At 60.8% G+C, this 23,845-nt stretch carries 18 protein-coding genes and 3 tRNA genes; 4 read left to right on the top strand and 17 right to left on the bottom strand.

The genetic code is table 11. The features are described 5' to 3' along the window. Nucleotides 1-36: 36 nt before the first annotated feature. The 13 genes from rnr to nnr form a co-directional block, all read right to left on the bottom strand. Nucleotides 37-2,511 carry a ribonuclease R gene (gene rnr, locus ACOWVD_RS09140; RefSeq protein ID WP_015376392.1) on the bottom strand — a complete coding sequence of 825 codons (2,475 nt, stop codon included), beginning with the start codon at nucleotides 2,509-2,511 and terminating at the stop codon, nucleotides 37-39. A 59-nt stretch (nucleotides 2,512-2,570) separates the two neighbouring features. Next, nucleotides 2,571-2,996, bottom strand: coding sequence for a nitric oxide-sensing transcriptional repressor NsrR (gene nsrR / locus ACOWVD_RS09135; RefSeq protein ID WP_015376391.1), 426 nt, complete (start codon nucleotides 2,994-2,996; stop codon nucleotides 2,571-2,573). A gap of 233 nt (nucleotides 2,997-3,229) precedes the next feature. Beyond that, nucleotides 3,230-4,528, bottom strand: coding sequence for an adenylosuccinate synthase (locus ACOWVD_RS09130; RefSeq protein WP_004933663.1), 1,299 nt, complete (start codon nucleotides 4,526-4,528; stop codon nucleotides 3,230-3,232). Nucleotides 4,529-4,626: 98 nt separating this feature from the next. Continuing rightward, nucleotides 4,627-4,827, bottom strand: coding sequence for a DUF2065 domain-containing protein (locus ACOWVD_RS09125; protein WP_004933666.1), 201 nt, complete (start codon nucleotides 4,825-4,827; stop codon nucleotides 4,627-4,629). A 63-nt stretch (nucleotides 4,828-4,890) separates the two neighbouring features. Next, entirely contained in the window at nucleotides 4,891-5,895 is a 1,005-nt protein-coding gene (gene hflC, locus ACOWVD_RS09120; RefSeq protein WP_004933669.1) for a protease modulator HflC, read from the bottom strand. A 3-nt stretch (nucleotides 5,896-5,898) separates the two neighbouring features. Further along, entirely contained in the window at nucleotides 5,899-7,149 is a 1,251-nt protein-coding gene (hflK, locus tag ACOWVD_RS09115) for an FtsH protease activity modulator HflK (RefSeq protein WP_049243003.1), read from the bottom strand. 68 nt (nucleotides 7,150-7,217) lie between these two features. Beyond that, complete coding sequence (hflX, locus tag ACOWVD_RS09110; protein ID WP_004933675.1) at nucleotides 7,218-8,498, bottom strand: ribosome rescue GTPase HflX; 1,281 nt, start codon at nucleotides 8,496-8,498, stop codon at nucleotides 7,218-7,220. Nucleotides 8,499-8,596: 98 nt separating this feature from the next. Further along, nucleotides 8,597-8,905 carry an RNA chaperone Hfq gene (hfq, locus tag ACOWVD_RS09105; protein ID WP_004933678.1) on the bottom strand — a complete coding sequence of 103 codons (309 nt, stop codon included), beginning with the start codon at nucleotides 8,903-8,905 and terminating at the stop codon, nucleotides 8,597-8,599. A gap of 114 nt (nucleotides 8,906-9,019) precedes the next feature. Further along, nucleotides 9,020-9,961: a tRNA (adenosine(37)-N6)-dimethylallyltransferase MiaA gene (miaA, locus tag ACOWVD_RS09100; RefSeq protein WP_049243000.1), complete on the bottom strand. Its 942-nt coding sequence runs from the start codon at nucleotides 9,959-9,961 to the stop codon at nucleotides 9,020-9,022. Then, nucleotides 9,954-11,837 carry a DNA mismatch repair endonuclease MutL gene (gene mutL / locus ACOWVD_RS09095; RefSeq protein WP_049242998.1) on the bottom strand — a complete coding sequence of 628 codons (1,884 nt, stop codon included), beginning with the start codon at nucleotides 11,835-11,837 and terminating at the stop codon, nucleotides 9,954-9,956. The genes miaA and mutL overlap by 8 nt, the downstream gene beginning before the upstream one ends. Nucleotides 11,838-11,859: 22 nt before the next feature. After that, entirely contained in the window at nucleotides 11,860-13,656 is a 1,797-nt protein-coding gene (gene amiB, locus ACOWVD_RS09090; protein ID WP_004929933.1) for an N-acetylmuramoyl-L-alanine amidase AmiB, read from the bottom strand. A gap of 7 nt (nucleotides 13,657-13,663) precedes the next feature. Next, nucleotides 13,664-14,134 (bottom strand): tRNA (adenosine(37)-N6)-threonylcarbamoyltransferase complex ATPase subunit type 1 TsaE, encoded by a 471-nt coding sequence (gene tsaE / locus ACOWVD_RS09085; RefSeq protein ID WP_015376387.1) that lies wholly within the window; start codon nucleotides 14,132-14,134, stop codon nucleotides 13,664-13,666. Nucleotides 14,135-14,144: 10 nt separating this feature from the next. Next, the gene (gene nnr / locus ACOWVD_RS09080; protein ID WP_049242995.1) at nucleotides 14,145-15,659 is read right to left on the bottom strand and encodes a bifunctional ADP-dependent NAD(P)H-hydrate dehydratase/NAD(P)H-hydrate epimerase; all 1,515 of its coding nucleotides are present in this window, start codon (nucleotides 15,657-15,659) and stop codon (nucleotides 14,145-14,147) included. Between nnr and queG the strand changes: the two genes are divergently transcribed. Beyond that, entirely contained in the window at nucleotides 15,658-16,797 is a 1,140-nt protein-coding gene (gene queG / locus ACOWVD_RS09075) for a tRNA epoxyqueuosine(34) reductase QueG (RefSeq protein ID WP_164095751.1), read from the top strand. The genes nnr and queG overlap by 2 nt on opposite strands. A gap of 311 nt (nucleotides 16,798-17,108) precedes the next feature. On the opposite strand, the gene ACOWVD_RS09070 is transcribed toward queG, so the two are convergent. The 4 genes from ACOWVD_RS09070 to orn all read right to left on the bottom strand — a co-directional run bounded on the left by ACOWVD_RS09070 (nucleotide 17,109) and on the right by orn (nucleotide 18,194). Next, nucleotides 17,109-17,184, bottom strand: a tRNA-Gly gene (locus ACOWVD_RS09070). Between the two features lie 54 nt (nucleotides 17,185-17,238). Then, nucleotides 17,239-17,314 (bottom strand) — tRNA-Gly (locus ACOWVD_RS09065). Nucleotides 17,315-17,380: 66 nt separating this feature from the next. Beyond that, a tRNA-Gly gene (locus ACOWVD_RS09060) sits at nucleotides 17,381-17,456 on the bottom strand. 192 nt (nucleotides 17,457-17,648) lie between these two features. Further along, a complete protein-coding gene (gene orn / locus ACOWVD_RS09055; protein WP_004929689.1) occupies nucleotides 17,649-18,194 on the bottom strand; it encodes an oligoribonuclease in 546 nt (181 codons plus the stop codon). A gap of 244 nt (nucleotides 18,195-18,438) precedes the next feature. Here orn and rsgA point away from each other — a divergent pair, with 244 nt between their 5' ends. The 3 genes from rsgA to mscM all read left to right on the top strand — a co-directional run bounded on the left by rsgA (nucleotide 18,439) and on the right by mscM (nucleotide 23,819). Further along, a complete protein-coding gene (gene rsgA, locus ACOWVD_RS09050) occupies nucleotides 18,439-19,488 on the top strand; it encodes a small ribosomal subunit biogenesis GTPase RsgA (RefSeq protein WP_049242696.1) in 1,050 nt (349 codons plus the stop codon). A 76-nt stretch (nucleotides 19,489-19,564) separates the two neighbouring features. Beyond that, entirely contained in the window at nucleotides 19,565-20,458 is an 894-nt protein-coding gene (gene asd, locus ACOWVD_RS09045; RefSeq protein WP_049188083.1) for an archaetidylserine decarboxylase, read from the top strand. Nucleotides 20,459-20,471: 13 nt separating this feature from the next. Continuing rightward, on the top strand, nucleotides 20,472-23,819 hold the full coding sequence (mscM, locus tag ACOWVD_RS09040; RefSeq protein ID WP_312425704.1) for a miniconductance mechanosensitive channel MscM: 3,348 nt from the start codon (nucleotides 20,472-20,474) through the stop codon (nucleotides 23,817-23,819). Nucleotides 23,820-23,845: the final 26 nt, after the last annotated feature.

Raw genomic sequence — 23,845 nt, 5'->3', positions numbered from 1 at the left:
GGCGATAACCGGCCGATGATAACGATGTGCGGCAGGTTAGGCCTGCTCGGCACCTTTCTTCTTGGCTGCGCGTTTGGCTTTGGTCGCCGCCGCGATTTTCCGCGTTTTGTCGGACGCTTTCTTGGCTTTCTTTTTCGCCTTCTTCACGTTGTCCGCAGGCTTGGCGTCATCCTGCTTGCGGAAGGCGCTGTCCGGCTCGAAGTTGGCCGGCGGTTTGCCGCCGCGGCGCTTGCCGCGCCCTGCGCTACCGTTGTCGCGCAGCGTACGCTGGCCGCCTTTCTTGGCGCGATCGCGCTCGGTTTTGCCTTCACCGCGCGCTTTGCGGGTGCTGGACACCAGCGCGAAGTCGATCTTGCGCTCGTCCATATGCACCGCGTCCACGCGGATCTCCACCGTATCCCCCAGGCGATAGACCGTGCCGGAAGACTCGCCGATCAGGCGCTGGCCGATATTATCGTAGCGATAGTAATCATTATCCAGCGTTGATACGTGCACCAGCCCGTCGATAAACAGATCGTTCAGGCGCACGAAGAAGCCGAAACCGGTCACGCTGGAGATGATGCCGCTGAACACTTCACCGACGTGATCCTGCATGAAGTCGCACTTCAGCCAGTCGGCGACGTTGCGCGTCGCTTCGTCCGCGCGGCGCTCGGTCATCGAACAGTGTTCGCCCAGCTGCAGCATCTCTTCGAATTCGCTGTGCCAGCCGCCGGTCGGCGTCCAGCGCTCTTTCGGCTCGCCGTGTTCCTTGGCCAGCTGATATTTGATCGCGCGGTGCAGCGCCAGATCCGGATAACGGCGGATCGGCGAGGTGAAGTGGCCGTAAGAGGCCAGCGCCAGGCCGAAGTGGCCGCGGTTTTCCGGATCGTAAATCGCCTGCTTCATCGAGCGCAGCAACATGGTTTGCAGCATTTCGTGGTCAGGGCGCTCGGACACTTCATCCATCAGCACCGCATAGTCCTTCGGCTGCGGCTTATTACCGCCGCCCAGCGTCAGCCCCAGCTCGCTCAGCACGCTGCGCAGCGCGGAGATGTGGTCGTCGCTCGGACGATCGTGCACGCGGTACAGCGCCGGCTCGTTGCGTTTCTCGACGAAGCGCGCGGCCGCCACGTTGGCCATGATCATGCACTCTTCGATCAGCTTGTGGGCGTCGTTGCGCACCGTCGGCTCTACGCGCTCGATGCGACGCTCGGCGTTGAAGATGAATTTGGCTTCTTCGGTTTCGAACGCGATGCCGCCGCGCTCGGCGCGCGCCTTATCCAGCACCTTGTACATGGCGTGCAGCTCTTCCAGGTGCTTGACCAGCGGATGGTAATGCTCGCGCAGCTCCTGATCGCCCTGCAGAATGTGCCACACCTTGTTGTAGGTCAGGCGGGCGTGAGAGCTCATTACCGCCTCGTAGAACTTGGCCGTCGACAGGCGCCCCTGGGCGGAGATGGTCATCTCGCACACCATGCACAGGCGATCGACCTGCGGGTTCAGGGAGCACAGCCCGTTGGACAACACTTCCGGCAGCATCGGGATCACCTGCGACGGGAAATAGACCGAGTTGCCGCGGCTACGCGCTTCATCGTCCAGCGCGGTGCGCGGACGCACGTAGTAGCTGACGTCGGCGATCGCCACCCACAGGCGCCAGCCGCCGCCGCGTTTTTTCTCGCAGTACACGGCGTCATCGAAGTCACGCGCATCTTCACCGTCGATGGTGACCAACGGCAGCTTGCGCAGATCGACGCGGCCCTTCTTGGCCGCTTCCGGCACCTGTTCGCTGAGATCGGCCACCTGTTTTTCCACCTGCGGCGGCCAGGTATGCGGGATCTCATGGGTGCGCAGCGCGATGTCCACCGCCATGCTGGTGCCCATCTTGTCGCCGAGGATCTCGACGATCTTGCCGACCGCTTTGGTGCGGCGGGTCGGACGCTGAGTCAGCTCCACCACCACCATAAAGCCCATGCGCGCGCCGCTGACGCTGTCCGCCGGGATCAGAATATCGAAGCTCAGACGGCTGTCGTCCGGCACCACGAAGCCGGTACCGGCGTCCATGAAGAAGCGGCCGACAATCTGGCTGGTTTTCGGCACCAGCACGCGCACGATGCGCGCTTCGCGGCGCCCTTTGCGGTCCGCGCCCAAGGCCTGCGCCAGCACCACGTCACCGTGGATCGCCATTTTCATCTGTTCGGCGGACAGGTACAGATCGTCTTTGCTGCCTTCGACGCGCAGGAAGCCGTAGCCGTCGCGGTGGCCGATCACCGTGCCGCGCAGCAGATCCAAACGTTCCGGCAGCGCGTAGCACTGGCGGCGGGTAAACACTAACTGACCATCGCGCTCCATGGCGCGCAGGCGGCGGCGCAGCGCTTCCAGCTGTTCTTCACCGCTGAGACCCAATTCGTTGCCCAGTTCTTCGCGGCTGGCCGGCGTTTCTCTTTTCGCCAAATGGGCCAGGATATATTCACGGCTGGGGATAGGGGATTCGTATTTTTCTGCTTCTCGTTCCAGGAATGGATCTTGTGACATTGCGGTTCCTCCGTTGTCATCAGCAGGATGACGTTGAGCCTTGTCTTCTCAACGTCGTTTTATTCGACAAGCAATAGCTTGTAGAGCGGCGGATTGTCTTCGACCATGTCGGCCAACGTATGCTTATCCAGCTCTTCAAGGAAATTCTGTACGCCCTGTTGGAGCACCTGCTTCAATCGGCAGGCAGGGGTGATGTGGCAAAACTCGCTGCTGCAGTTAACCAGCGCGAGCGGCTCCAGCGCCCGCACCACGTCGCCGAGGCGAATGCTCTCGGCCGGTTTGCCCAAACGGATGCCGCCATGCTTACCGCGCACCGCCGTGACAAAACCTACCCGGCTCAACTGATTGATGATCTTCACCATATGGTTGCGAGACACGCCATAAACCTCGGTCACTTCCGAGATGCTGGTCATCTTGTCCTGCGGCAACGAGGCCATGTAGATCAACGCCCGCAGGCCATAATCAGTAAAACTTGTTAACTGCACATTTTACCTCTGGGTATCACTTTACCCGTCTGATACGCCGCTTTTCGGCGCTATTCAAAAGATTACTCATTGGATAATAAACCAGCCGGAGAGTTCGTCGCTAATTATTTAGCGAATCCCGCGCCCTAAGGCGGGTTTATGAAAGGATTTTTTGACGTGAAACCGCAATCGGAGGGAGTCAGGATAAAAACAAACCGGGACGCGCCCGGTTTGTTTAATGCCGCAAAGCCTGATTATGCGTCGAACGGGTCGCGCAGGATCATGGTTTCGCTGCGATCCGGGCCGGTAGAGATGATGTCTACCGGTACGCCGGTCACTTCTTCGATGCGCTTGATGTAGTTCAGCGCAGCCTGAGGCAGCTTGCTGTGCTCTTTCACGCCAAAGGTGGTTTCGCTCCAGCCCGGCATGGTTTCGTAGATAGGCTCGATGCCTTCCCAGCCTTCAGCCGCCAGCGGAGTGGTGTCCACTTCGCGGCCGTCCGGCATGCGGTAGCCCACGCAGATCTTCACTTCTTTCAGGCCGTCCAGGACGTCCAGTTTGGTCAGGCAGAAGCCGGACAGGGAGTTGATCTGCACGGCGCGGCGCACCGCTACCGCGTCCAGCCAGCCGGTACGACGACGACGGCCGGTGGTGGCGCCGAACTCGTTACCCTGCTTGCACAGGTACTCGCCGGTTTCATCGAACAGTTCGGTTGGGAACGGACCTGCACCCACGCGAGTGGAGTAGGCTTTCACGATGCCCAGCACGTAGTCCACATAACGCGGGCCGATGCCGGAACCGGTAGCCACGCCGCCTGCGGTGGTGTTGGAAGAGGTGACGTACGGGTAAGTACCGTGGTCGATATCCAGCAGGGTGCCCTGAGCGCCTTCGAACATGATCAGGTCGCCACGCTTGCGCGCGCCGTCCAGCAGTTCGGAAACGTCAACCACCATGGCGGTCAGGATGTCGGCGATAGACAGCACGTAGTCCAGCGTCGCCTGATAATCGACGGCGTCAACTTTGTAGTAGTTGACCAGCTGGAAGTTGTGGTAATCGACGATCTCTTTCAGCTTAACGGCGAAGGTTTCTTTGTTGAACAGGTCGCCGACGCGCAGGCCGCGACGAGCCACTTTATCTTCGTAAGCCGGGCCGATGCCGCGACCGGTGGTGCCGATCGCTTTCGCGCCGCGCGCTTTCTCACGCGCGTTATCCAACGCAACGTGGTAAGGCAGGATCAACGGGCAAGCTTCAGACAGTAACAGACGTTCGCGTACCGGGATGCCACGCGCTTCGAGTTCACCCATTTCTTTCATCAACGCGTCCGGCGCCAGAACAACACCGTTGCCGATGATGCTGGTGACGTTTTCACGCAGAATACCTGAAGGAATTAAATGAAGAACGGTTTTTTCACCGTTGATTACCAGAGTGTGGCCAGCGTTATGGCCACCTTGGTAGCGCACAACATATTGAGCCCGTTCAGTCAGCAGGTCTACAACCTTGCCTTTACCTTCGTCACCCCATTGGGTGCCCAGTACGACGACGTTCTTACCCATTTTTCAAAATCACCGATTGCTTAAAAATGGATTCTACCACCGTAATTTTCGATTTTCAGCACTTTTAGCATACGATTGCATAAATTTTGGTCTAGACTTTAAAGACCCGTGCGGCCGCTCAACATGTAGTAGATCACGCAGCCCGCAACCACTATTCCACCGCCAAATCGCCGCAGCGTCGCGTCCGGCAACTGCGACATCGCCACAATCATTTTGCGCCAGGCCTGCGGAAACAGCATCGGCCCCAATCCTTCCAGCACCAGAACCAGCCCGAGCGCCAGCCAAATCGTTGAGTTCATGCATCCCCCAAAAACGAGAAAGGGCCCGCGTAAACGGGCCCTCGATCAGATTGCCTCCCACGCTTATTTGCGCAGGGTATCAGGCGACTTCATGTAGCGGAAGAAATCGCTGTCCGGGCTCAGTACCAGCACGTCCTGATTGTCCTTGAAGCTGGCTTCATAGGCACGCAGGCTGCGGATAAAGGCATAGAAGTCCGGATCCTGGCTGAACGCGTTGGCGAACAGCTTGGCTGCTTCAGCATCGCCTTCACCACGGGTGATACGCGCCTGACGCTCGGCTTCCGCCAGGGTACGAGTCACTTCGTAGTCCGCGCTGGCGCGCAGTTTCTCGGCTTCTTCCTGGCCCTGCGAGCGCAGACGACGGGCTACCGCTTCACGCTCGGCGCGCATACGCTGGTAGATGGCGTCGGACACTTCGGCCGGCAGGTTGATCTGCTTGATACGCACGTCGATCACTTCGATGCCCAGCGCCGCCATGCTGTTCGGGTTCACCTGCGGCTGTTTGCCGGTGGTTTCCCGCTCAACGCGCGCCGCCGCAGAGGCGATAGCGTCATCGGCTTCGGTGGTCGCCACTTCTTCGCCGTCGCCCACTGTGCCGGTGTTCAGCGCGTCACGCACGTCAGACATCAGCTTGCCGCGCGAGTCGGTCACGATGTCTTTCACGTCCAGGCGGCCGATTTCGGAACGCAGACGGTCGCTGAACTTGCGTTTCAGCAGCACTTCGGCCTGGGAGACGTCACCGCCGCCGGTCGCCAGATAGTAACGGCTGAAATCGCTGATACGCCACTTCAGATAGGAGTCGACGATCAGGTCTTTCTTCTCGCTGGTCACGAAGCGATCGGCCTGGTTGTCCATGGTCTGGATGCGCGCATCCAGGTTCTTCACGGTCTCAATGAATGGGATCTTGAGGTGCAGACCCGGCGCATACACCAGCGGCTTGTTTTCGCCATCGCGCAGAACCTTGCCGAAGCGCAGCACGATGCCGCGCTGGCCTTCCTGCACCACGAACAGCGAAGCGTACAGCACCACCAGCACCGCGAGGACAATAACTACAAAAGACTTACGCATTGATTACTCTCTCCCTACGCGAGTGGTGTCGTCACGCTGCGCATTCGCCCGGCGCTGATCCATAACCGATCCGCCGCTGGTGCGCGGAGTGCTGCTGTTGGCAGCCGGCGCAGGATTCGGATTGAGGCGAATCAGGCTGGTATCCTTGTTGCCGCTCTCCGTCGCCGCGCCTTGGCCGCGCAGCATCTGATCCAGCGGCAGCACCATCAGGTTGTTGCCTTTGTCGCTCACCAACACCTTACGGGTATGGCCCAGCACTTTTTCCATGGTTTCGATATACAGACGCTCGCGGGTGATCTGCGGTGCGGACTTGTATTCCGGCAACAGCTTGGCAAAGCGCGCCACCTCACCCTGAGCTTCCAGGACGGTGCGGTCCTTATAAGCCTTGGAGTCTTCCAGCAAACGCTGCGCCTGGCCGTTCGCACGCGGCTGAACTTCGTTGGCGTAAGCTTCCGCTTCACGGATGTATTGCTGCTCGTTCTCACGCGCGGCGATCGCATCGTCGAACGACGCCTTCACCTCTTCCGGCGGACGCGCCGCCTGGAAGTTGACGTCCAGCAGCGTGATGCCCATGTTGTAAGGACGAATGGTCTCTTCCAGCATGCGCTGCGTATCGTTACGCACCACGGTACGGCCTTCGGTCAGGATGCGGTCCATCGAGTATTTGCCGATCACGCCGCGCAGGGCGCTGTCGGTCGCCTGGCTCAGGCTGTCGTCGGCATTGACGACGCTGAACAGGTACGCTTCCGGGTTGGTCACGCGGTACTGCACGTTCATTTCCACGCGCACCACGTTTTCATCGGAGGTCAGCATCACGCCGGACGCCGCCAGCTCGCGCACGGACTCCACGTTCACCGGACGCACGTCGTCGATGAAGGTCGGCTTCCAGTTCAGACCCGGCTGCACCAGATGGCTGAACTTACCGAAACGCGTCACGACGCCGCGCTCGGCTTCCTTGATGGTGTAGAAGCCGCTGGCGGCCCAGATCACCACCACGGCGACCGCCGCGATACCGATAATGCGGCCGCTGAAGCCCGACCCAGAGGTGCCGGTGCCGCCGCTATTGCTGTTGGAGCCTTTGCCCCCGCCGAAACCGCTCAATTTCTTGCTCAGTTTGCGGAAGATATCGTCCAAATCAGGTGGCCCTTGATCACGACCGCCTTTGTTGTTACCGCCAGAGTTGCCGCCATTGTTATTGCTGCTCCCCCACGGGTCGCGGTCCTGTCCGTTATTACCGGGCTGATTCCACGCCATGTTTTAGCTCCATATTCTGTGATTGGGTACTTCAGGCTTTCGCGAAGCATAAATGTAACAGGATATGATCATACGATAAAGTCAATCAGGTCCTGTTCTTGCTTGCAGAGACGACGCCATTCGACGATCGGCATTCGCACCACCACGCCAATGCTGCCATCTTCTTCGTTCCACTCTTTTTCAATCGCCTGAAGCTGGTAAAAACGGCTGCGAAGACGGCCTGCCCGTGGCGGTAAGCGCAATTCGTAATGCGCGATCTCCCCCGATAAGCGCTCCGTCAACGCCTGATACAGCAACGGAATACCCTCTCCGCTGGCGGCGGACAGCCACACCCGGATCGGCAGGTTTTCGTCGTTGCGGTCGATACGCGGCACAAAATCGTCCAGCATATCTATTTTGTTCATCACTAACAGTGTAGGGATTTCATCCGAGTCTATCTCCGCCAGCACGGTGTTCACTGCTTCGATGTTCTCATCGACGCGCGGATCTGCGGCATCGATGACGTGCAGCAGCAGAGATGCCTGGCGCGTTTCCTGCAGCGTCGCCTTGAAGGCGGCCACCAGATCGTGCGGCAGGTGCCGGATAAAGCCTACGGTATCCGCCAACACGGTATCCCCCACGTCCGGCACGTCAATGCGCCGCAACGTAGGATCCAGGGTGGCAAATAGCTGGTCCGCCGCATACACCTCGGCAGACGTTATTCGGTTAAACAGGGTGGATTTGCCGGCGTTGGTGTAGCCCACCAGCGATACGGTCGGCACATCGGCGCGGGTCCGCGCGCGTCGGCCTTGTTCACGCTGCTTTTCTACCCGCTCCAGGCGGCGCAGAATCAAGCTGATGCGATCGCGCAACAGGCGACGGTCGGTCTCAAGCTGGGTTTCCCCCGGCCCGCGCAGGCCAATCCCCCCTTTTTGCCGCTCCAGGTGCGTCCAGCCGCGCACCAGACGCGTGGCGATGTGACGCAACTGCGCCAGCTCCACCTGCAGCTTACCTTCATGGGTACGGGCACGCTGGGCAAAGATGTCTAAAATCAGCCCGGTGCGATCGATCACCCGGCATTCGCACAGGCGCTCGAGGTTTCTTTCCTGCGCCGGGGAAAGGGAATGATCAAACAGGACAACAGACGCGCCGCTGGCTTTCACCGCATCTGCAATTTCTTCGGCCTTTCCTTCGCCAACAAAGTACTTCGGATGCGGGGCTTTGCGGCTACCAGTCACCACTTGCAAAGCTTCGACACCGGCTGAGGAGACCAGCGATTCGAACTCGTTGAGGTCTTCCGTATCTTTGTCTTGCGAGAAATAGATATGAACCAGTACGGCCTGCTCACCGGCTTCATAACGGTCAAACAAGCGTGCAACCTCTCAAACGGACACTCACCGTGAGTTTGGGGGACATAAACAGCCCGCGGCTGCTTATGCTCCCCGTCATGGTTGACTTGCAACGCGCTTTATTCAGCGTCATCGCTTTCCTGCTGCGGCTGTTGCTGCGCAGACGGATTGTTGCCATGGTGATAGTTGCTTGAACCGCCGCTCGGGTTGTTGCTGTGATGCGAAACCGGGCGTGACGGGACAACGGTAGAGATAGCGTGCTTGTACACCATCTGGCTAACCGTGTTCTTCAACAGGATGACAAACTGGTCAAAAGACTCAATCTGGCCTTGCAGCTTAATACCATTCACCAAATAAATAGAAACCGGAACACGTTCACGACGCAATGCGTTCAGGAACGGATCTTGCAAAGATTGCCCCTTAGCCATTCTATCTTTTCCTTATTTGCTTGTTGTTTGTAACTAAGAACCTGTCGGCTCTAAAATAAACGACGTAAAAAATTTGCGCGCTGAATACTCAGCAATTGTACACAATCACCCAACCTATGCACTAACAACCTGTGTCACTGAGTCCAAAGCCTCTCCCGGCTTTTCACTGTCCAACCAATGGACCGACTCCCAACCCCGTAACCAGGTCATTTGGCGTTTAGCCAACTGACGTGTTGCGCAAATACCACGATAAACCATCTCATCGTAACTAATTTCACCAGACAAGTATGACCACATCTGGCGGTAACCGACACAGCGAATGGAGGGCAAGTCCGTATGCAAATCACCCCGTGCGAAAAGTGCACGCGCTTCCGTCTCAAAACCCGCCGCCAACATTTGATGGTACCGCAGCTCGATGCGTTGATGGATCAACTCACGGCTGGTCGGCGCTATCGCAAATTGGTGAACTTGATACGGCAACGATTCACCCGAAATTTGAGTCAGTTCCGTTAAAGTTTTACCCGAAATAAAAAAAACTTCCAGTGCTCTGGACAGTCTCTGCGGATCATTCGGATGAATTCTCAATGCCGCGACCGGATCGATCGCCTGTAACTGACGGTGCAACGCCTCCCAGCCCTGCTCCGCCGCTTGCCGTTCGATGCGCTCGCGCACCGCGGGATCGGCGGACGGCAACGGCGACAATCCTTCCAGCAACGCCTTGAAATACAACATGGTGCCGCCCACCAACAGCGGAATGCGGCCGGCGGCGGTGATGTCGGCCATCTCTTTGAGCGCATCGGCGCGGAACTCCGCGGCCGAGTAAGCTTCGGCGGGATCGCGAATATCGATCAGCCGATGCGGCGCCTGCGCCAATTCTTCGGCGCTCGGCTTGGCGGTGCCGATATCCATGCCGCGATAAATCAGCGCGGAATCGACGCTGATCAGCTCCACCGGCAGGCGTTCACGCAGCGCGATCGCCAGCGCGGTCTTGCCCGAGGCGGTTGGCCCCATGATGAAAATAGCCGGGGGACGTGGTGTCATTTCAGTGTCAGTCATGCTTGAGGGCCGCCAGTGCGGCCTGTAAATCAACGGGTTGTAAAAGTCCGCTCGGTGGCGATTTGACCAGCTGCGGGCAAAGTCGTTCAACGTCGGTCAGCAATTGTATCGCTTGCGAGGTGTTCCACTGTTCATGTTCGCTGCCAAGGCGGCGAGCGAGCCAGGTGGCCAGCACCGCGGGCGACATCTCCTGATGTTCGGCCAGATAGCCTAACAGTTCAGGTATCAGTTTTTGTAAATTTTGTTGGCGTAATGGTAAAGGCACTGCGCGCAGCGTCACACGGCCATGATCCGCCTGCAGATCCAGCCCCATCGCCGCCAACAGCGCCTGATGCCGCGCGATGGCCGCCGCTTCGCTCTTCTCCAACGTCAGCTTGACTGGGATCAGCAGCGGCTGCGGCCGCAGCCCTTCTGCCGGCGGGTTGAGCTGCGCCTGGCGCAGCCAGCGTTCCGCCACCGTCAGATTGAGCAACGCCGGCTGCTGGCACTGTTCAATCAACGCATAACACGGCGGATGGATCATCAACACTCGGCCAAAACTGTGCTGGCTACCCGCCAACGGCGTTTCCGCTGCGGCTTTCGCCGGCGGGAACAGCGGCGGCTTGCTCGGGGTTTCCGGCGCGGCCTCGGCCGGCGGCTCGGCGGCGGGCTGCATCAGTTTACCGTACAGCTCGCCTTCGCGTTTTTGGTAACCGCCCGCCGTTTGCCAACCGGGCTGCGGCGCGCGCTCGCGGGCGACGCCGGGCGATGACGGCGTTTCACGACGCGACGCCGGCAGAGAAAAATGGTTGCCGCCGGCGGCGACGCGGTTTTCCTGCTGCCAGACCGGCGCGGGCGCTTCGTCCGGCGTTTCCGCCAGCGGCAGCGACGGCGTCTGCCCGGCCTGTTGCAGCACGGTGGTCACCGCCTGGTAGATAAAATCGTGCACCAGCCGCGCCTGATGGAAACGCACCTCGTGCTTGGCGGGATGAACGTTGACATCCACCTGGTGCGGATCGACCTCCAGATACAGCACGTAAGCGGGCTGCTGATCGTCCTTCAACTGATCCTGATAGGCCTGACGAATGGCGTGATTGATCAAACGATCGCGCATCATGCGACAGTTGACGTAACAATACTGCATTTCACCCAGTTGGCGTGCCCCGGCCGGATCCGCCACCCAACCGCGGATGCTCAGATCGCCGTGCTGCCAGTCGATGCTCAACGCATGCTGTAAAAACGCCGGGCCGCAGATGCTGCCCAAACGGCGCTCGTGCTGGCTCTCTTCCTTCGCCGCCCGGTATTGGCGGATCAGTTTGCCGTTGTGGCTGAGGTTGATCGCCACATCGAAACGCGCCAGCGCGATGCGCCGCACCACTTCATCGATATGGCCAAATTCGGTTTTCTCGGTGCGCATGAACTTGCGGCGCGCCGGCGTGTTGTAAAACAGATCCAGCACTTCCAACGTGCTGCCGACCGGGTGTGCAGCGGGTTTGACCGTCACCGCCTGCTCGCGCCCTTCGGCATAGGCTTGCCACGCCTCGCTTTGTTCGGCGGTGCGCGACGTCAGGGTCAAACGGGACACCGAACTGATACTGGCCAGCGCTTCGCCGCGAAAACCGAGGCTGACGATCGCTTCCAGGTCGTCGAGCGTGCTGATTTTACTGGTAGCGTGCCGCGCCAGCGCCAGCGCCAAATCGTCCTTGCCGATGCCGCAGCCGTTATCGCGAATGCGGATCAGCTTGGCACCGCCGCGTTCGATATCGATATCGATGCGCGTCGCACCGGCGTCCAGACTGTTTTCCACCAGCTCTTTGACCACCGACGCGGGGCGTTCAACCACCTCTCCGGCGGCGATCTGGTTGGCGAGCTGTGGCGGTAACACCTGGATAGGCATGCTGACTCCTGTAGCGGTGGCGCTAGGCCTGCGGAATGGTCAGCGTCCGATCCAGCGGCGCGACGTCCGACTTCAGATTATTGACCCGTTTCAGATCGCCGACGCTGACCCCATAACGAGAAGCGATAGAGGACAGCGTGTCCCCACGGGCCACTTTATGTTTAGACGGCTTCTTCGCCGGCGTTTTCGCCTTGGCGACGGCGGTGACGGCGGCGGTTTTCCCCGCCGGCACCTTCAGGCGTTGCCCGACCCACACGCCGTCTTTCTTCAGTTTGTTCAGATCCCGCAGGGCCGCCATGGTGGTGCCGTAGCTGTCGGCGATGCCGGACAGCGTCTCCGCCCGCTTCACCACGTGGATCTGGGTCTTGCCGCTAACGCTGCGGCTCGCGCCGGCCGGGCTGACGATAGGCTCCGGCTGGCGCACGTCTGGTGTTGAGGTGTTAACCGCCGCTGCGACGTCCAGCGGTCGGTTTTCCACCTTTGGGTCGGCTTGCAGCGGATGCGCCAGGAAGTAGCTGCGCAGGCCGTTATGAATGGCCTTGGCAATCTTCTCCTGATACGCGCTACTGCCCAGCAGCCGCTCCTCCGTGCTATTACTGATAAATCCTGTTTCCACCAGCAGCGATGGAATATCCGGCGAACGCAGCACGCCCAGGCTGGCGTGTTCCGGCCGACGTTTATGCAACGATCCGACGCTCTGCAGCTGCTGCAGCACCTTCACCGCCACATCGTACCCGACGCGCTGCGAGTGGCCGAACTGCAGATCCAGCACCGCCTGGCTCAGATAAGGGTCGGCCTGGCTGTTGGCCAGCAAATCGCCGGCGCCGCCGAGCAGCTCAGACTGCTTCTCATGCTGTTCCAGCCAGCCGGCCATTTCACTGTTGGCGCGGCGGTTGGACAGCACCCAGACGGAAGCGCCGCTGGCGCTGCGGTTTGGCGCGGCATCGGCGTGGATGGAGACCAGCACGTTGGCGCCCTGTTTGCGCGCAACGTCGGAACGCCCCATCACCGAGATAAAATAGTCGCCGTTACGCGTCAGCACCGGTTTGAACTGCGGATCGGCGTCCAGCATCGCCTGCAGGCGGCGTGCGATGGCGATGGTGACATTCTTTTCTTTCAACCCGCTCGGGCCAATGGCTCCCGGATCCTGGCCGCCGTGGCCGGCGTCGATCGCCACCACCACCCGATCGCCGGAACCGGCGGAAACGCGGCTGCTGCGCGGCGTGACCTCAGTGGCGGTGCCTGCGACCACAGTCTGTTTTTGGGTAAAGGGATTCGATCCCGTCGGCGCTTTGCGCAGCGGCGGCTCCGGCGCTTCACGCACCGCAACCGGCGCCTGACGCGGCGGTTGACTGACGGCGACCGGCGGAGGCGTTTGCACCGGCGCTTTACGCGCCACGATATTGGCGCCGCCTTCAGCCGAAATGGTGAATACCACGGTATGCACGCCGCCGTTCTGGCGAGTGGAAACGCGGGTTTTGGCGCGCTGGGTCAGATCAAACACCAGGCGCACGCTCTGAGCGTCTTTCGGCGCGCTGGAGCGAATGCTCTTTACCAGGTTTTGCCCGCTAAAGTTGAGCGGCAGGCCGCCGACTTTGCCCTTCTGGTTAACGTCCAGCACCACCCGTTCCGGGCCGTGCAGCGGGAAAAACGCATAGTCCGGCGGGCCATTGAAGCTCACCGACACCGTCGCTTCGCGTTGGGCGTTCGACACTTTGATATCGGACAGCGAGGATGCCGCCAGCGCGTTCAACGCGCCGAGCGGCCCCAGCACGGCGATCAGCATGATGACCGCAAATTTTTTCAACACCTGCGTCATTGCAGCATCATCCCTGTGATCCATGAATGCGGTCTAACAACTGGCTGCCGTATGCGGAAATCGCCTCAATCTTCGCCTCTCGCCCCTCGCCCTGATAGCCGAGGTGCAGCGCCAGGTCCGGCTCCGGCAGCACGCCGGTGCCCTGCTGCGGCCATTCGACCAGGCAGATGGCGTCTTGCGCGAAGTAATCACGAATGCCCATGAATTCAAGCTCTTCCGGATCGGCCAGGCGATACAGATCGAAGTGATACACCGCCAGCGGCTGCAAGGCATAGGGTTCCACCAGCGTGTAGGTCGGGCTTTTGACATTGCCCTGATGCCCCAACGCCTGCAGGAAACCACGGCTGAAGGTGGTTTTACCGGCGCCCAGGTCGCCGTAGAGATAGATGACGCTGGCGCGATCGCAGGCCTTGGCCAAAGTGGTGCCCAAAGCGACAGTCGCTGCCTCGTCCGGCAGAGGTAAAACGAGTTCTTTCATTCGATAAAGTCTATTTTGCCCACTCAGGATTAACGAAATGAAGGATGTCCGGCAGTAAATCGGTCGCCAACATGCCTCTTGTTCCTTGTCTTTCCGCTACGCGATCGCCGGCCGCGCCATGCACGACGCAGCCCGCACAGGCGGCATCATACAGCGGGAGCTTTTGCGCCAGCAAACCGCCGATGATGCCCGACAGCACATCACCCATGCCGCCGGAGGCCATGCCGGCGTTGCCGACGTCGGCGATCGCCATCTGCCCCTGCTCATCGGCGATCAGCGTACCGGCGCCTTTCAGCACCGCCACGCCGCCGTAGCGCGCCGTCAGCTTGCGCACGGCAAGTAAGCGATCACTCTCGATGTCGGCAGTGCTGCAGCTCAACAGCCGCGCCGCCTCTCCAGGATGCGGAGTCATCACGCGATTCTGCCGTTTCTCGGGATTTAATGCCAGCAAGTTCAGCGCATCGGCGTCCCACAAGGCTGGTTTATCGCTGGTTTGCAGCACGCTCAAGGCGTTTTTGCCCCACTCAGCCTGGCCCAGCCCCGGGCCAATCACCAGCACATCCGCCCATTGCATCGCCTGCCGCAGCGTCGCCTCGTCCAGCGCCTGCGCCATCAGCTCCGGCCTGGCCGCCAGCAGCGGCGCAACATGATCAATGTGAGTAAGCACTCGCACTAATCCAGCCCCGCTGCGCAGCGCCGCCTCCGCCGCCATGCGAATGGCGCCACCGAAACCGCTATCGCCGCCCACCAACAGCAGGCGGCCATGCTCGCCCTTATGCGCGCAGGGGCGGCGCGGATGCAGCCAGCGCGGCAACACCTCGGCGGTAAGCCGCTGAATCTGCTCCGGTTGCTTCGCCAACCAACCCGATAAGCCTAGCGCATTCTGATGAAGTTGCCCGACCCAGTCGCGCGCCTGGCCGGTCAGCAGCCCCGGTTTGAGGCCGATGAACGTGACGGTGTGCGCGGCACGCACCACCGCGCCTGGCGCCGCGCCGCTTTCCGCCAGCAGGCCGGACGGGATATCGAGCGCCACCACCGGCGCCGAATGGCGGTTGGCGGCCTCAATCAGCGCATCAAAAGGCGCACGCGGCGCGCTGCCAAGGCCAGTGCCCAGCAAGCCGTCGATAATGAGCGAAACAGACGCCGGCCAGCGGCTGTTCGCCGGCAGAATGTCGCCGCCTGCAGCTTGCCAGGCCTCGCGAGCCGCTGCGGCTTCCGGTGGCAAAGGACGTGCGCCTTCGCAGGCGATCAGCGTCACCTGCACGCCCGCCGCCTTCGCCAGGCGCGCCACCACATAGCCGTCGCCGCCGTTGTTGCCGTGGCCACACAGCACCAGCCAATGGTCGCGGGAGGGGTACGCGTTGCGCGCCAGCGCGTAGGCCGCCTGACCGGCGCGCTGCATCAAATCGTAAAGAGAAATACCGAGCGAGGCCGCCGCCGCGGGTTCCGAGCGACGGATCCAATCCGCAGGCCAGACAGAGTGTGGTAAACTATCAGCGTATGCTTTTTCACTGTGGCCCGTCATGACGCACCCCCTCGATCTTCATCAACTCGCCCAACATATCAAGCAATGGGGGCAATCGCTAGGATTCCAGCAGGTTGGCATCTGCGATACCGATCTGAGCCTTGAAGAGCCGAAGCTGCAGGCCTGGCTCGACAAGCAGTACCACGGCGAGATGGAATGGATGGCGCGCCACGGCATGTTGCGCGCACGCCCTCACGAACTGTTGCCGGGCACGCTGCGAGTGATCAGCGTGCGCATGAACTACCTGCCGGCCAAGGCGGCGTTCGCCAGCACCTTGCAGAATTCGCAACTGGGCTACGTCAGCCGCTACGCGCTGGGGCGTGACTATCACAAGCTGTTGCGCCAGCGCCTGAAAAAACTGGGCGATCAGATCCAGGAATACTGCGGCGAGTTGAATTTCCGCCCCTTTGTCGATTCTGCGCCGGTGATGGAGCGCGCGCTGGCCGCCAAGGCGGGCATCGGCTGGGTTGGTAAACACTCACTAATTCTCAACCGTGAAGCCGGGTCGTGGTTTTTCCTCGGCGAGTTGCTGATCGATTTGCCGCTGCCGGTGGATCAGCCGCAGGAAGAACAGTGCGGCCGCTGCGTCGCCTGCATCACCACTTGCCCGACCGGCGCCATCGTCGCCCCCTATACCGTCGACGCCCGGCGCTGCATCTCCTACCTCACCATCGAGCTGGAAGGCGCGATCCCGGAAGAATTCCGCCCGCTGCTCGGCAACCGCATCTACGGCTGCGACGACTGCCAGCTGATCTGCCCGTGGAATCGCTTTTCGCAGCTCACTGACGAAGACGATTTCAGCCCGCGCGCCGCACTGCATGCGCCGCAGCTGATCGATCTGTTCAACTGGACAGAAGAAAAATTCCTGCGCATCACCGAAGGCTCGGCGATACGCCGCATCGGCCACCTGCGCTGGTTGCGCAATATCGCCGTGGCGCTGGGCAATGCGCCTTATGAGGACGGCATCGTGCTCGCGCTGCGCACGCGTTTGGGCCAGGACAGCATGCTGGACGAACATATCCACTGGGCGCTGGCGCAACAGCTTGCTCGCCGTGAAGCGCAGGGCATCGAGGTGCAGACGGCACAGAAAAAACGGCTGATACGGGCTGTGGAAAAAGGTTTGCCGAGGGACGCCTGACGGCGTGCGCCGCGCGGCCGCATCACCGGCATCCTTACTCTGTGGATTTGTGCATAAAAATAAAAACACGTTGTCTTTCAACTGCAACAAAAAGAGCAAGTGATCGGCATAACGTTTTGGGATAAATAAATAAGCATATAAATCAAATAGATAAATATTTAATTTGTATGACGTTGATTTTTCAGGCAGGCGAGTTTATGTGCAGAGGCTGTGGATAACTCTGTTCACAACATTTTTACCGGGCGTGTAAAACGGGACAAAAATCCGCGCCGGATAAGGCGTTGGACTTGAGTTTGAAACGAAGAGAAAATTGGAGCGGGAAACGAGACTCGAACTCGCGACCCCGACCTTGGCAAGGTCGTGCTCTACCAACTGAGCTATTCCCGCATAGAGATGCTTTCGGCATCCGGTCACCAAACACTGGCGTGACCTTTGAATTTTTGGAGCGGGAAACGAGGCTCGAACTCGCGACCTCAACCTTGGCAAGGTTGCGCTCTACCAACTGAGCTATTCCCGCGTCGCATAGGTACTGCTTGATACTGCTTTATTTATTCATCATGCCGCATCGCGACATTGTTGAATTTGGAGCGGGAAACGAGACTCGAACTCGCGACCCCGACCTTGGCAAGGTCGTGCTCTACCAACTGAGCTATTCCCGCCCGGCGTATCGATGGTGGAACGTTACGAAATTCTTCATCGGTACGGGGTGCGCATTATACGAGAAATCCTTTTTGCCGCAAGCCCCTGAAAGCAAAAAAACGCGATTTTTGTTTGATTGCCGATTAAAGCGCCAGATTGGCGAATTAAGCGGCTAAAAACGGCGTGTTTTCCCCGCAGGGGCCGCCATCGCCTTAAAGCTGAATGAAATGTTCGCGGTAATAAGCCAGTTCGGCCACCGATTCGCGGATGTCATCCAGCGCCTGATGGGTGCCCTGCTTCTTAAAGCCGCCGAGAATTTCCGGCTTCCAACGGCGTGCCAGTTCCTTCAGCGTGCTGACGTCCAGGTAGCGGTAATGGAAATAGGCTTCCAGCTCCGGCATGTAGCGGAACAGGAAACGGCGATCCTGGCCCACGCTGTTGCCGCAGATCGGCGATTTGCCGGCCGGCACCCATTGCTGCAGGAAGGCGATGGTTTCCAGCTCGGCGGCGCGATCGTCCTGGCGGCTGGCTTTCACCCGCTCCACCAGCCCGCTGCCGGTATGGGTGCGCACGTTCCACTCGTCCATCAAGGCCAGCTGCTCGTCGGATTGGTGCACGGCGATCACCGGCCCTTCCGCCAGGATGTTCAGGTTGGCGTCGGTGACCAGCGTGGCGATCTCGATAATGCGGTCACGCTCGGGATCCAGCCCGGTCATCTCCAAATCGATCCAAATCAGGTTATTTTCGTTTCCTGTCATGATGTTTCCTGCCTAAAAGCCGAGAGAAAAACGCTGTGCGGACGAGACGACGGGCGCCGCCGGTGGCGACGCGCCGCAGCCGGGGGCTAACAACGGTTATTTAATATAAAATAGCGTGTATCATAGTCTTTTTGGTCGCCTTGGGCGACATATACCCTGACGGGTTCAAGGCTGCGCCGGGGGCAACTCCCCGCCGCGGCTGTGCATATACGTAAAGGTATAAAACCGATTCAAGTGAGGCGCAGTGAGTAAGAACAAACTGTCCAAAGGTCAGCAACGCCGCGTGCAGGCGAACCATCAGCGCCGTTTGAAGCGCGCCGATAACAAACCGGAACCGGATGATTCCCAGCTGGGCGAGCCGCAGGAAGGCGTCGTCATCAGCCGTTTCGGCATGCACGCCGACGTTGAGGCGCCGGATGGCACTCAGCACCGCTGCAACATCCGCCGCACGCTGCGTTCGCTGGTCACCGGCGATCGCGTGGTGTGGCGCCCCGGCCTGGGCACCCATGAAGGGGTGAAGGGCATCGTGGAAGCGGTGCACGAGCGCACCTCGGTGCTGACGCGCCCGGACTTCTATGACGGCGTGAAGCCGATCGCCGCCAATATCAATCAGATCGTCATCGTGTCGGCGATCCTGCCCGAGCTGTCGCTGAACATCATCGACCGCTATCTGGTGGCCTGCGAAACGCTCGAAGTCGAGCCGCTGATCGTGCTCAACAAAATTGACCTGCTGGACGCCGAAGCGCGCAAGCTGGTCGACGGCATGATGGATATCTATCGCAAGATTGGCTACCGGGTGCTGGAAGTCTCCAGCCAGACGCGGGAAGGCATGACGGAGTTCGAACAGGCGCTGGCCGGGCGCATCAGCATCTTCGCCGGCCAGTCGGGGGTCGGCAAATCCAGCCTGCTGAACGCGCTGCTGCCGCCGTCTGAAGAGCAAATTCTGGTAAATCAGGTTTCCGACGTCTCGGGCCTCGGGCAACATACCACCACCGCCGCGCGGCTGTACCACTTCCAGCACGGCGGCGACGTGATCGACTCCCCCGGAGTGCGCGAGTTTGGCCTGTGGCACCTGGAGCCGGAACAAATTACCCGCGGCTTTGTCGAATTCCGTGATTATTTAGGTGGTTGCAAATTCCGCGACTGCCGCCACGATACCGATCCCGGCTGCGCTATCCGCGCGGCGATGGAGAAAGGCGATATCGCGCAAGAGCGTTTCGACAACTACCACCGCATTCTGGAAAGCATGGCGCAGGTGAAGGTTCGCAAGAACTTCACGGACGCCGCAGACTGACACTGATGGGCGGGCATTGACGACGGCGGAGCCCTCGTTACAATGCGCGCCCTTTACCCTGATTCACGAGGTTAACGTGCTGGATAGCATCAAGATTAAACTGCAATATTGGCTGCCTAAGCTGGCGCTGACCCGCCTGGCGGGCTGGGGCGCCGACAAACGTGCCGGCTGGCTGACCCAACTGGTGGTCAAAACCTTCGCCCGCTACTACCGCGTGGACATGCAGGAAGCGCAAAACCCGGACCTGGCGTCTTACGCCACCTTCAACGACTTCTTCGTGCGCCCGCTGCGCGATGGCGCGCGCCCGATCATCACCGACGCCAACTGGCTGGCGCTGCCCGCCGATGGCGCCATCAGCCAGCTCGGCCCGATCCGCGAGGACCAAATCTTCCAGGCCAAAGGCCACCACTACAGCCTGGAAGCGCTGCTGGCCGGCAACTACCTGTTGGCCGAGCCGTTCCGCAACGGCCTGTTCGCCACCACCTACCTGGCGCCGCGCGACTATCACCGCGTGCACATGCCGTGCGCCGGCGTGCTGCGCGAAATGATCTATGTGCCGGGCGATCTGTTCTCGGTCAACCCGCTCACCGCCGCCAACGTGCCTAACCTGTTCGCACGCAACGAGCGCGTGATCTGCGTCTTCGACACCGACATCGGGCCGATGGTGCAAATCCTGGTCGGCGCCACCATCGTCGGCAGCATTGAAACCGTCTGGGCCGGCACCGTCACGCCGCCGCGCGAAGGCATTATCAAGCGCTGGACCTACCCGGCCGCTGGTGAAGAAGGCGCCATCACATTGGAAAAAGGCGCCGAGATGGGCCGTTTCAAACTCGGCTCCACGGTGATCAACCTGTTTACCGCAGGCAGCGTGCAGTTTGCGCCGCAGCTGCATAACGGCACCGTCACCCGCATGGGTGAAGCCTTCGCCGAAATCCCGGCCGCCGCTGAAACACCACAGACCCCGATCTAAAGGAATCGACGCCGTGCGCCTTTTCATCACGCTTTTGCTCGGTTGCCTGTTGTGGCAACCGGCGCTGGCCGCCCCCGTGCCGACCGAGAGCCAGCTCAAACAGGAGCTGAAGCAGGCGGAAAGCAGCAAAAACGCGCCGAATCAGGCGGAGACCACCGAGGCGCTGCAAAGCGCCCTCAACTGGCTGACGGAGCGCAAAGAGTCGCAGACTCGCTCCGAGCAGTATCAGAGGGTGATCGACGATTTCCCGAAGATGACGCAGGAACTGCGCCGTCAGCTGGTGCTGGAAAGCAACAAGATCCTGCCGAACGGCGACGATCTGCCGGCCGCCGAGCTGGAACAGCAGATCCTGCAAACCAGCAGCCTGCTGCTGGAACAGGCGCGCCTGCTGCAGCAAGAGCAGGATCGCACGCGGGAAATCAGCGATTCGCTCGGCCAGTTGCCGCAGCAGCAGACCGACGCTCGCCGTGCGCTGACGGAAGTGCAGCGCCGCCTGCAGGCGCAGCCTGCCAACCCGACCACCCCGTACGCGCAGGCCGCCCTGGCCCTGCTGCAGACCGAAGCGGCGGCGCGCAAAGCCAAAGTGGACGAGCTGGAGCTGGCGCAACTGTCGGCCAACAACCGGCAGGAGCTGGCGCGCATGCGCGCCGAGGTCTATAAAAAGCGCCACGAGAAAATAGACGTGCAGCTGCAGGCGCTGCGCAACAACCTCAATGCCCAGCGCCAACGCGAAGCGGAACTGGCGCTGGAAAGAACCGAGCAGTTGGCCGAGCAGAACGGCGACTTGCCAAGAAGCATCAGCCAACAGTTGCAGATCAACCGCGAACTGTCCGCCGCGCTGAACAGCCAGGCGCAGCGCATGGATCTGATTTCGTCGCAGCAGCGGCAGGCGGCGGCGCAGACACTGCAGGTGCGCCAGGCGCTGAGCACCATCATCGAACAGGCCCAGTGGCTCGGCTCGTCGTCGGCGCTGGGGGAAACCCTGCGCGCCCAGGTGGCGACGCTGCCGGAAATGCCCAAGCCGCAACAGCTGGACGGCGACATGGCCCAGCTGCGCGTGCAGCGCCTGCAGTTTGAGAATCAGCTGGAAAAGCTGTCGCAGCGCGAATTCAAGCGCGACGACGGCAGCGCGCTGACCAGCCAGGAGCAGCGCATCGTCGATGCCCAGCTGCGCACCCAGCGCGAGCTGCTGAACTCGCTGCTGTCCGGTTGCGACACCCAAATCCTCGAGCTGACCAAGTTGAAGGTGGCCAACACCCAACTGATCGAAGCGTTGAACGAAATTCGCGACGCCACCCACCGCTATCTGTTCTGGGTGCCGGACGTCAATCCGATCAACTTCTCTTATCCGCTCAACGTGGCGCACGATCTAACGCGCGTCCTGTCGTTGGACACGTTGTCGCAGCTCGGCGGCGCCTTCATGATGATGGTGACCAGCCGCGAAACGCTGATCCCGATCTTCGGCGCCCTGCTGCTGGTGATTTTCAGCATCAGTTCACGCAAGCACTATCACGCCTTCCTCGAGCGCGCCAGCAGCCGCGTCGGCAAGGTGACGCAGGACGAATTCTTCCTCACGGTGCGCACCGTGTTCTGGTCGATTCTGGTGGCGATGCCGCTGCCGGTGCTGTGGGCCGCGCTCGGTTACGGCCTGCAGAGCGCCTGGAACTACCCGGTGGCGGAAGCGATCGGCAAAGGGGTGACCGCCACGCTGCCGATCCTGTGGATCTGCATGATCTGCGCCGCCTTCGCCCACCCGCAGGGGCTGTTCATCGTGCACTTCCGCTGGCCGGCGAAGCAGGTTTCGCGCGCCATGCGCTACTACAAGATGTCGATCTGGCTGATCGTGCCGCTGATCATGGCGCTGATCACCTTCGATAGCCTGAAAGAACGCGAGTTCGCCAACACGCTGGGACGGCTGTGCTTTATCCTGCTGTGTCTGGCGCTGGCGCTGGTCACCCACAGCCTGAAACGCGCCGGCATTCCGCTGTATCTGGATAAAAACGGCTCCGGCGACAACATGCTCAACAGCGCCTTCTGGGGGCTGCTGCTGTCGGCGCCGCTGCTGGCGGCGCTGGCGTCGACCGTCGGTTACCTCACCACCGCGCAGGCGCTGTTGGCGCGCCTGGAGACCTCGGTGGCGATCTGGTTCCTGTTGCTGGTCATCTACCACATCATCCGCCGCTGGATGCTGATCCAACGGCGGCGCATCGCCTTCGATCGTGCCAAACAGCGCCGCGCCGACATCCTGGCCCAGCGCGCCCGCGGCGAAGACGAAACCTCGCACACCCCGAACAGCACCGAAGGCGCCATCGATCCGGACGATTCGGACTTCGATCTGGACACCATCAGCGCCCAGTCGCTGCGGCTGGTGCGGTCGATCCTGACGCTGATCGCGCTGGTGTCGGTGATCGTGCTGTGGTCCGAGATCCACTCCGCGTTCGCCTTCCTGGAAAACATCTCGCTGTGGGACGTGACTTCGACGGTCAACGGCGTAGAGACCGCCCATCCGATCACCCTCGGCGCGGTGCTGATCGCCATTCTGGTGCTGATCATCACCATGCAGCTGGTGCGCAACCTGCCGGCGCTGCTGGAGCTGGCGGTGCTGCAGCACCTGGATCTGTCGCCGGGCACCGGCTACGCCATCACCACCATCACCAAGTACTTGCTGCTGCTGTTCGGCGCGGTGCTCAGCTTCGCCTGGATCGGCATCGAATGGTCAAAACTGCAGTGGGTGGTTACCGCGCTCAGTCTGGGGTTGGGCTTCGGCATGCAGGAGATCTTCTCCAACTTCATCTCCGGCCTGATCATCCTGTTCGAGAAACCGATCCGCATCGGCGACACCGTGACGATCCGCAACCTGACCGGCACCGTCACCAAGATCAATACCCGCGCCACCACCATTTCGGACTGGGATCGCAAAGAGATCATCGTGCCGAACAAAGCGTTCATCACCGAACAGTTCGTCAACTGGTCGCTGTCGGACACCCTGACCCGTGTGGTGCTGACCGTACCGGCGCCGGGCGAAGCCAACAGCGAGGAGGTGACCAAGATCCTGATGAACGCCGCCGAGCGCTGCTCGCTGGTGCTGGATAATCCGGCGCCGGAGGTTTACCTGGTCGATCTGCAACAGGGCATCCAGATCTTCGAGATGCGTATTTACGCCGCCGAGATGGGCCACCGCATGCCGCTGCGCCACGAGATCCACCAGCTGATCCTGGCGGGCTATCGCGAGCACGGCATCACGCTGCCGTACCCGCCGTTCCAGGTGCGCACCGAGACGCTGTCGCGGTTGACCAACAACGGCCGTACGCCGCCGTCTACGCCGGCGCCGAACACCAAGCGCGACGCCGGAGGGCTGTAAGGGATTCTCGCGATAAAAAAAGGGCC

It is taken from the genome of Serratia sp. SA088 (assembly GCF_049065515.1).
Classification (GTDB): domain Bacteria; phylum Pseudomonadota; class Gammaproteobacteria; order Enterobacterales; family Enterobacteriaceae; genus Serratia; species Serratia nematodiphila.
This window is presented reverse-complemented; position numbering and strand designations above follow the sequence as displayed.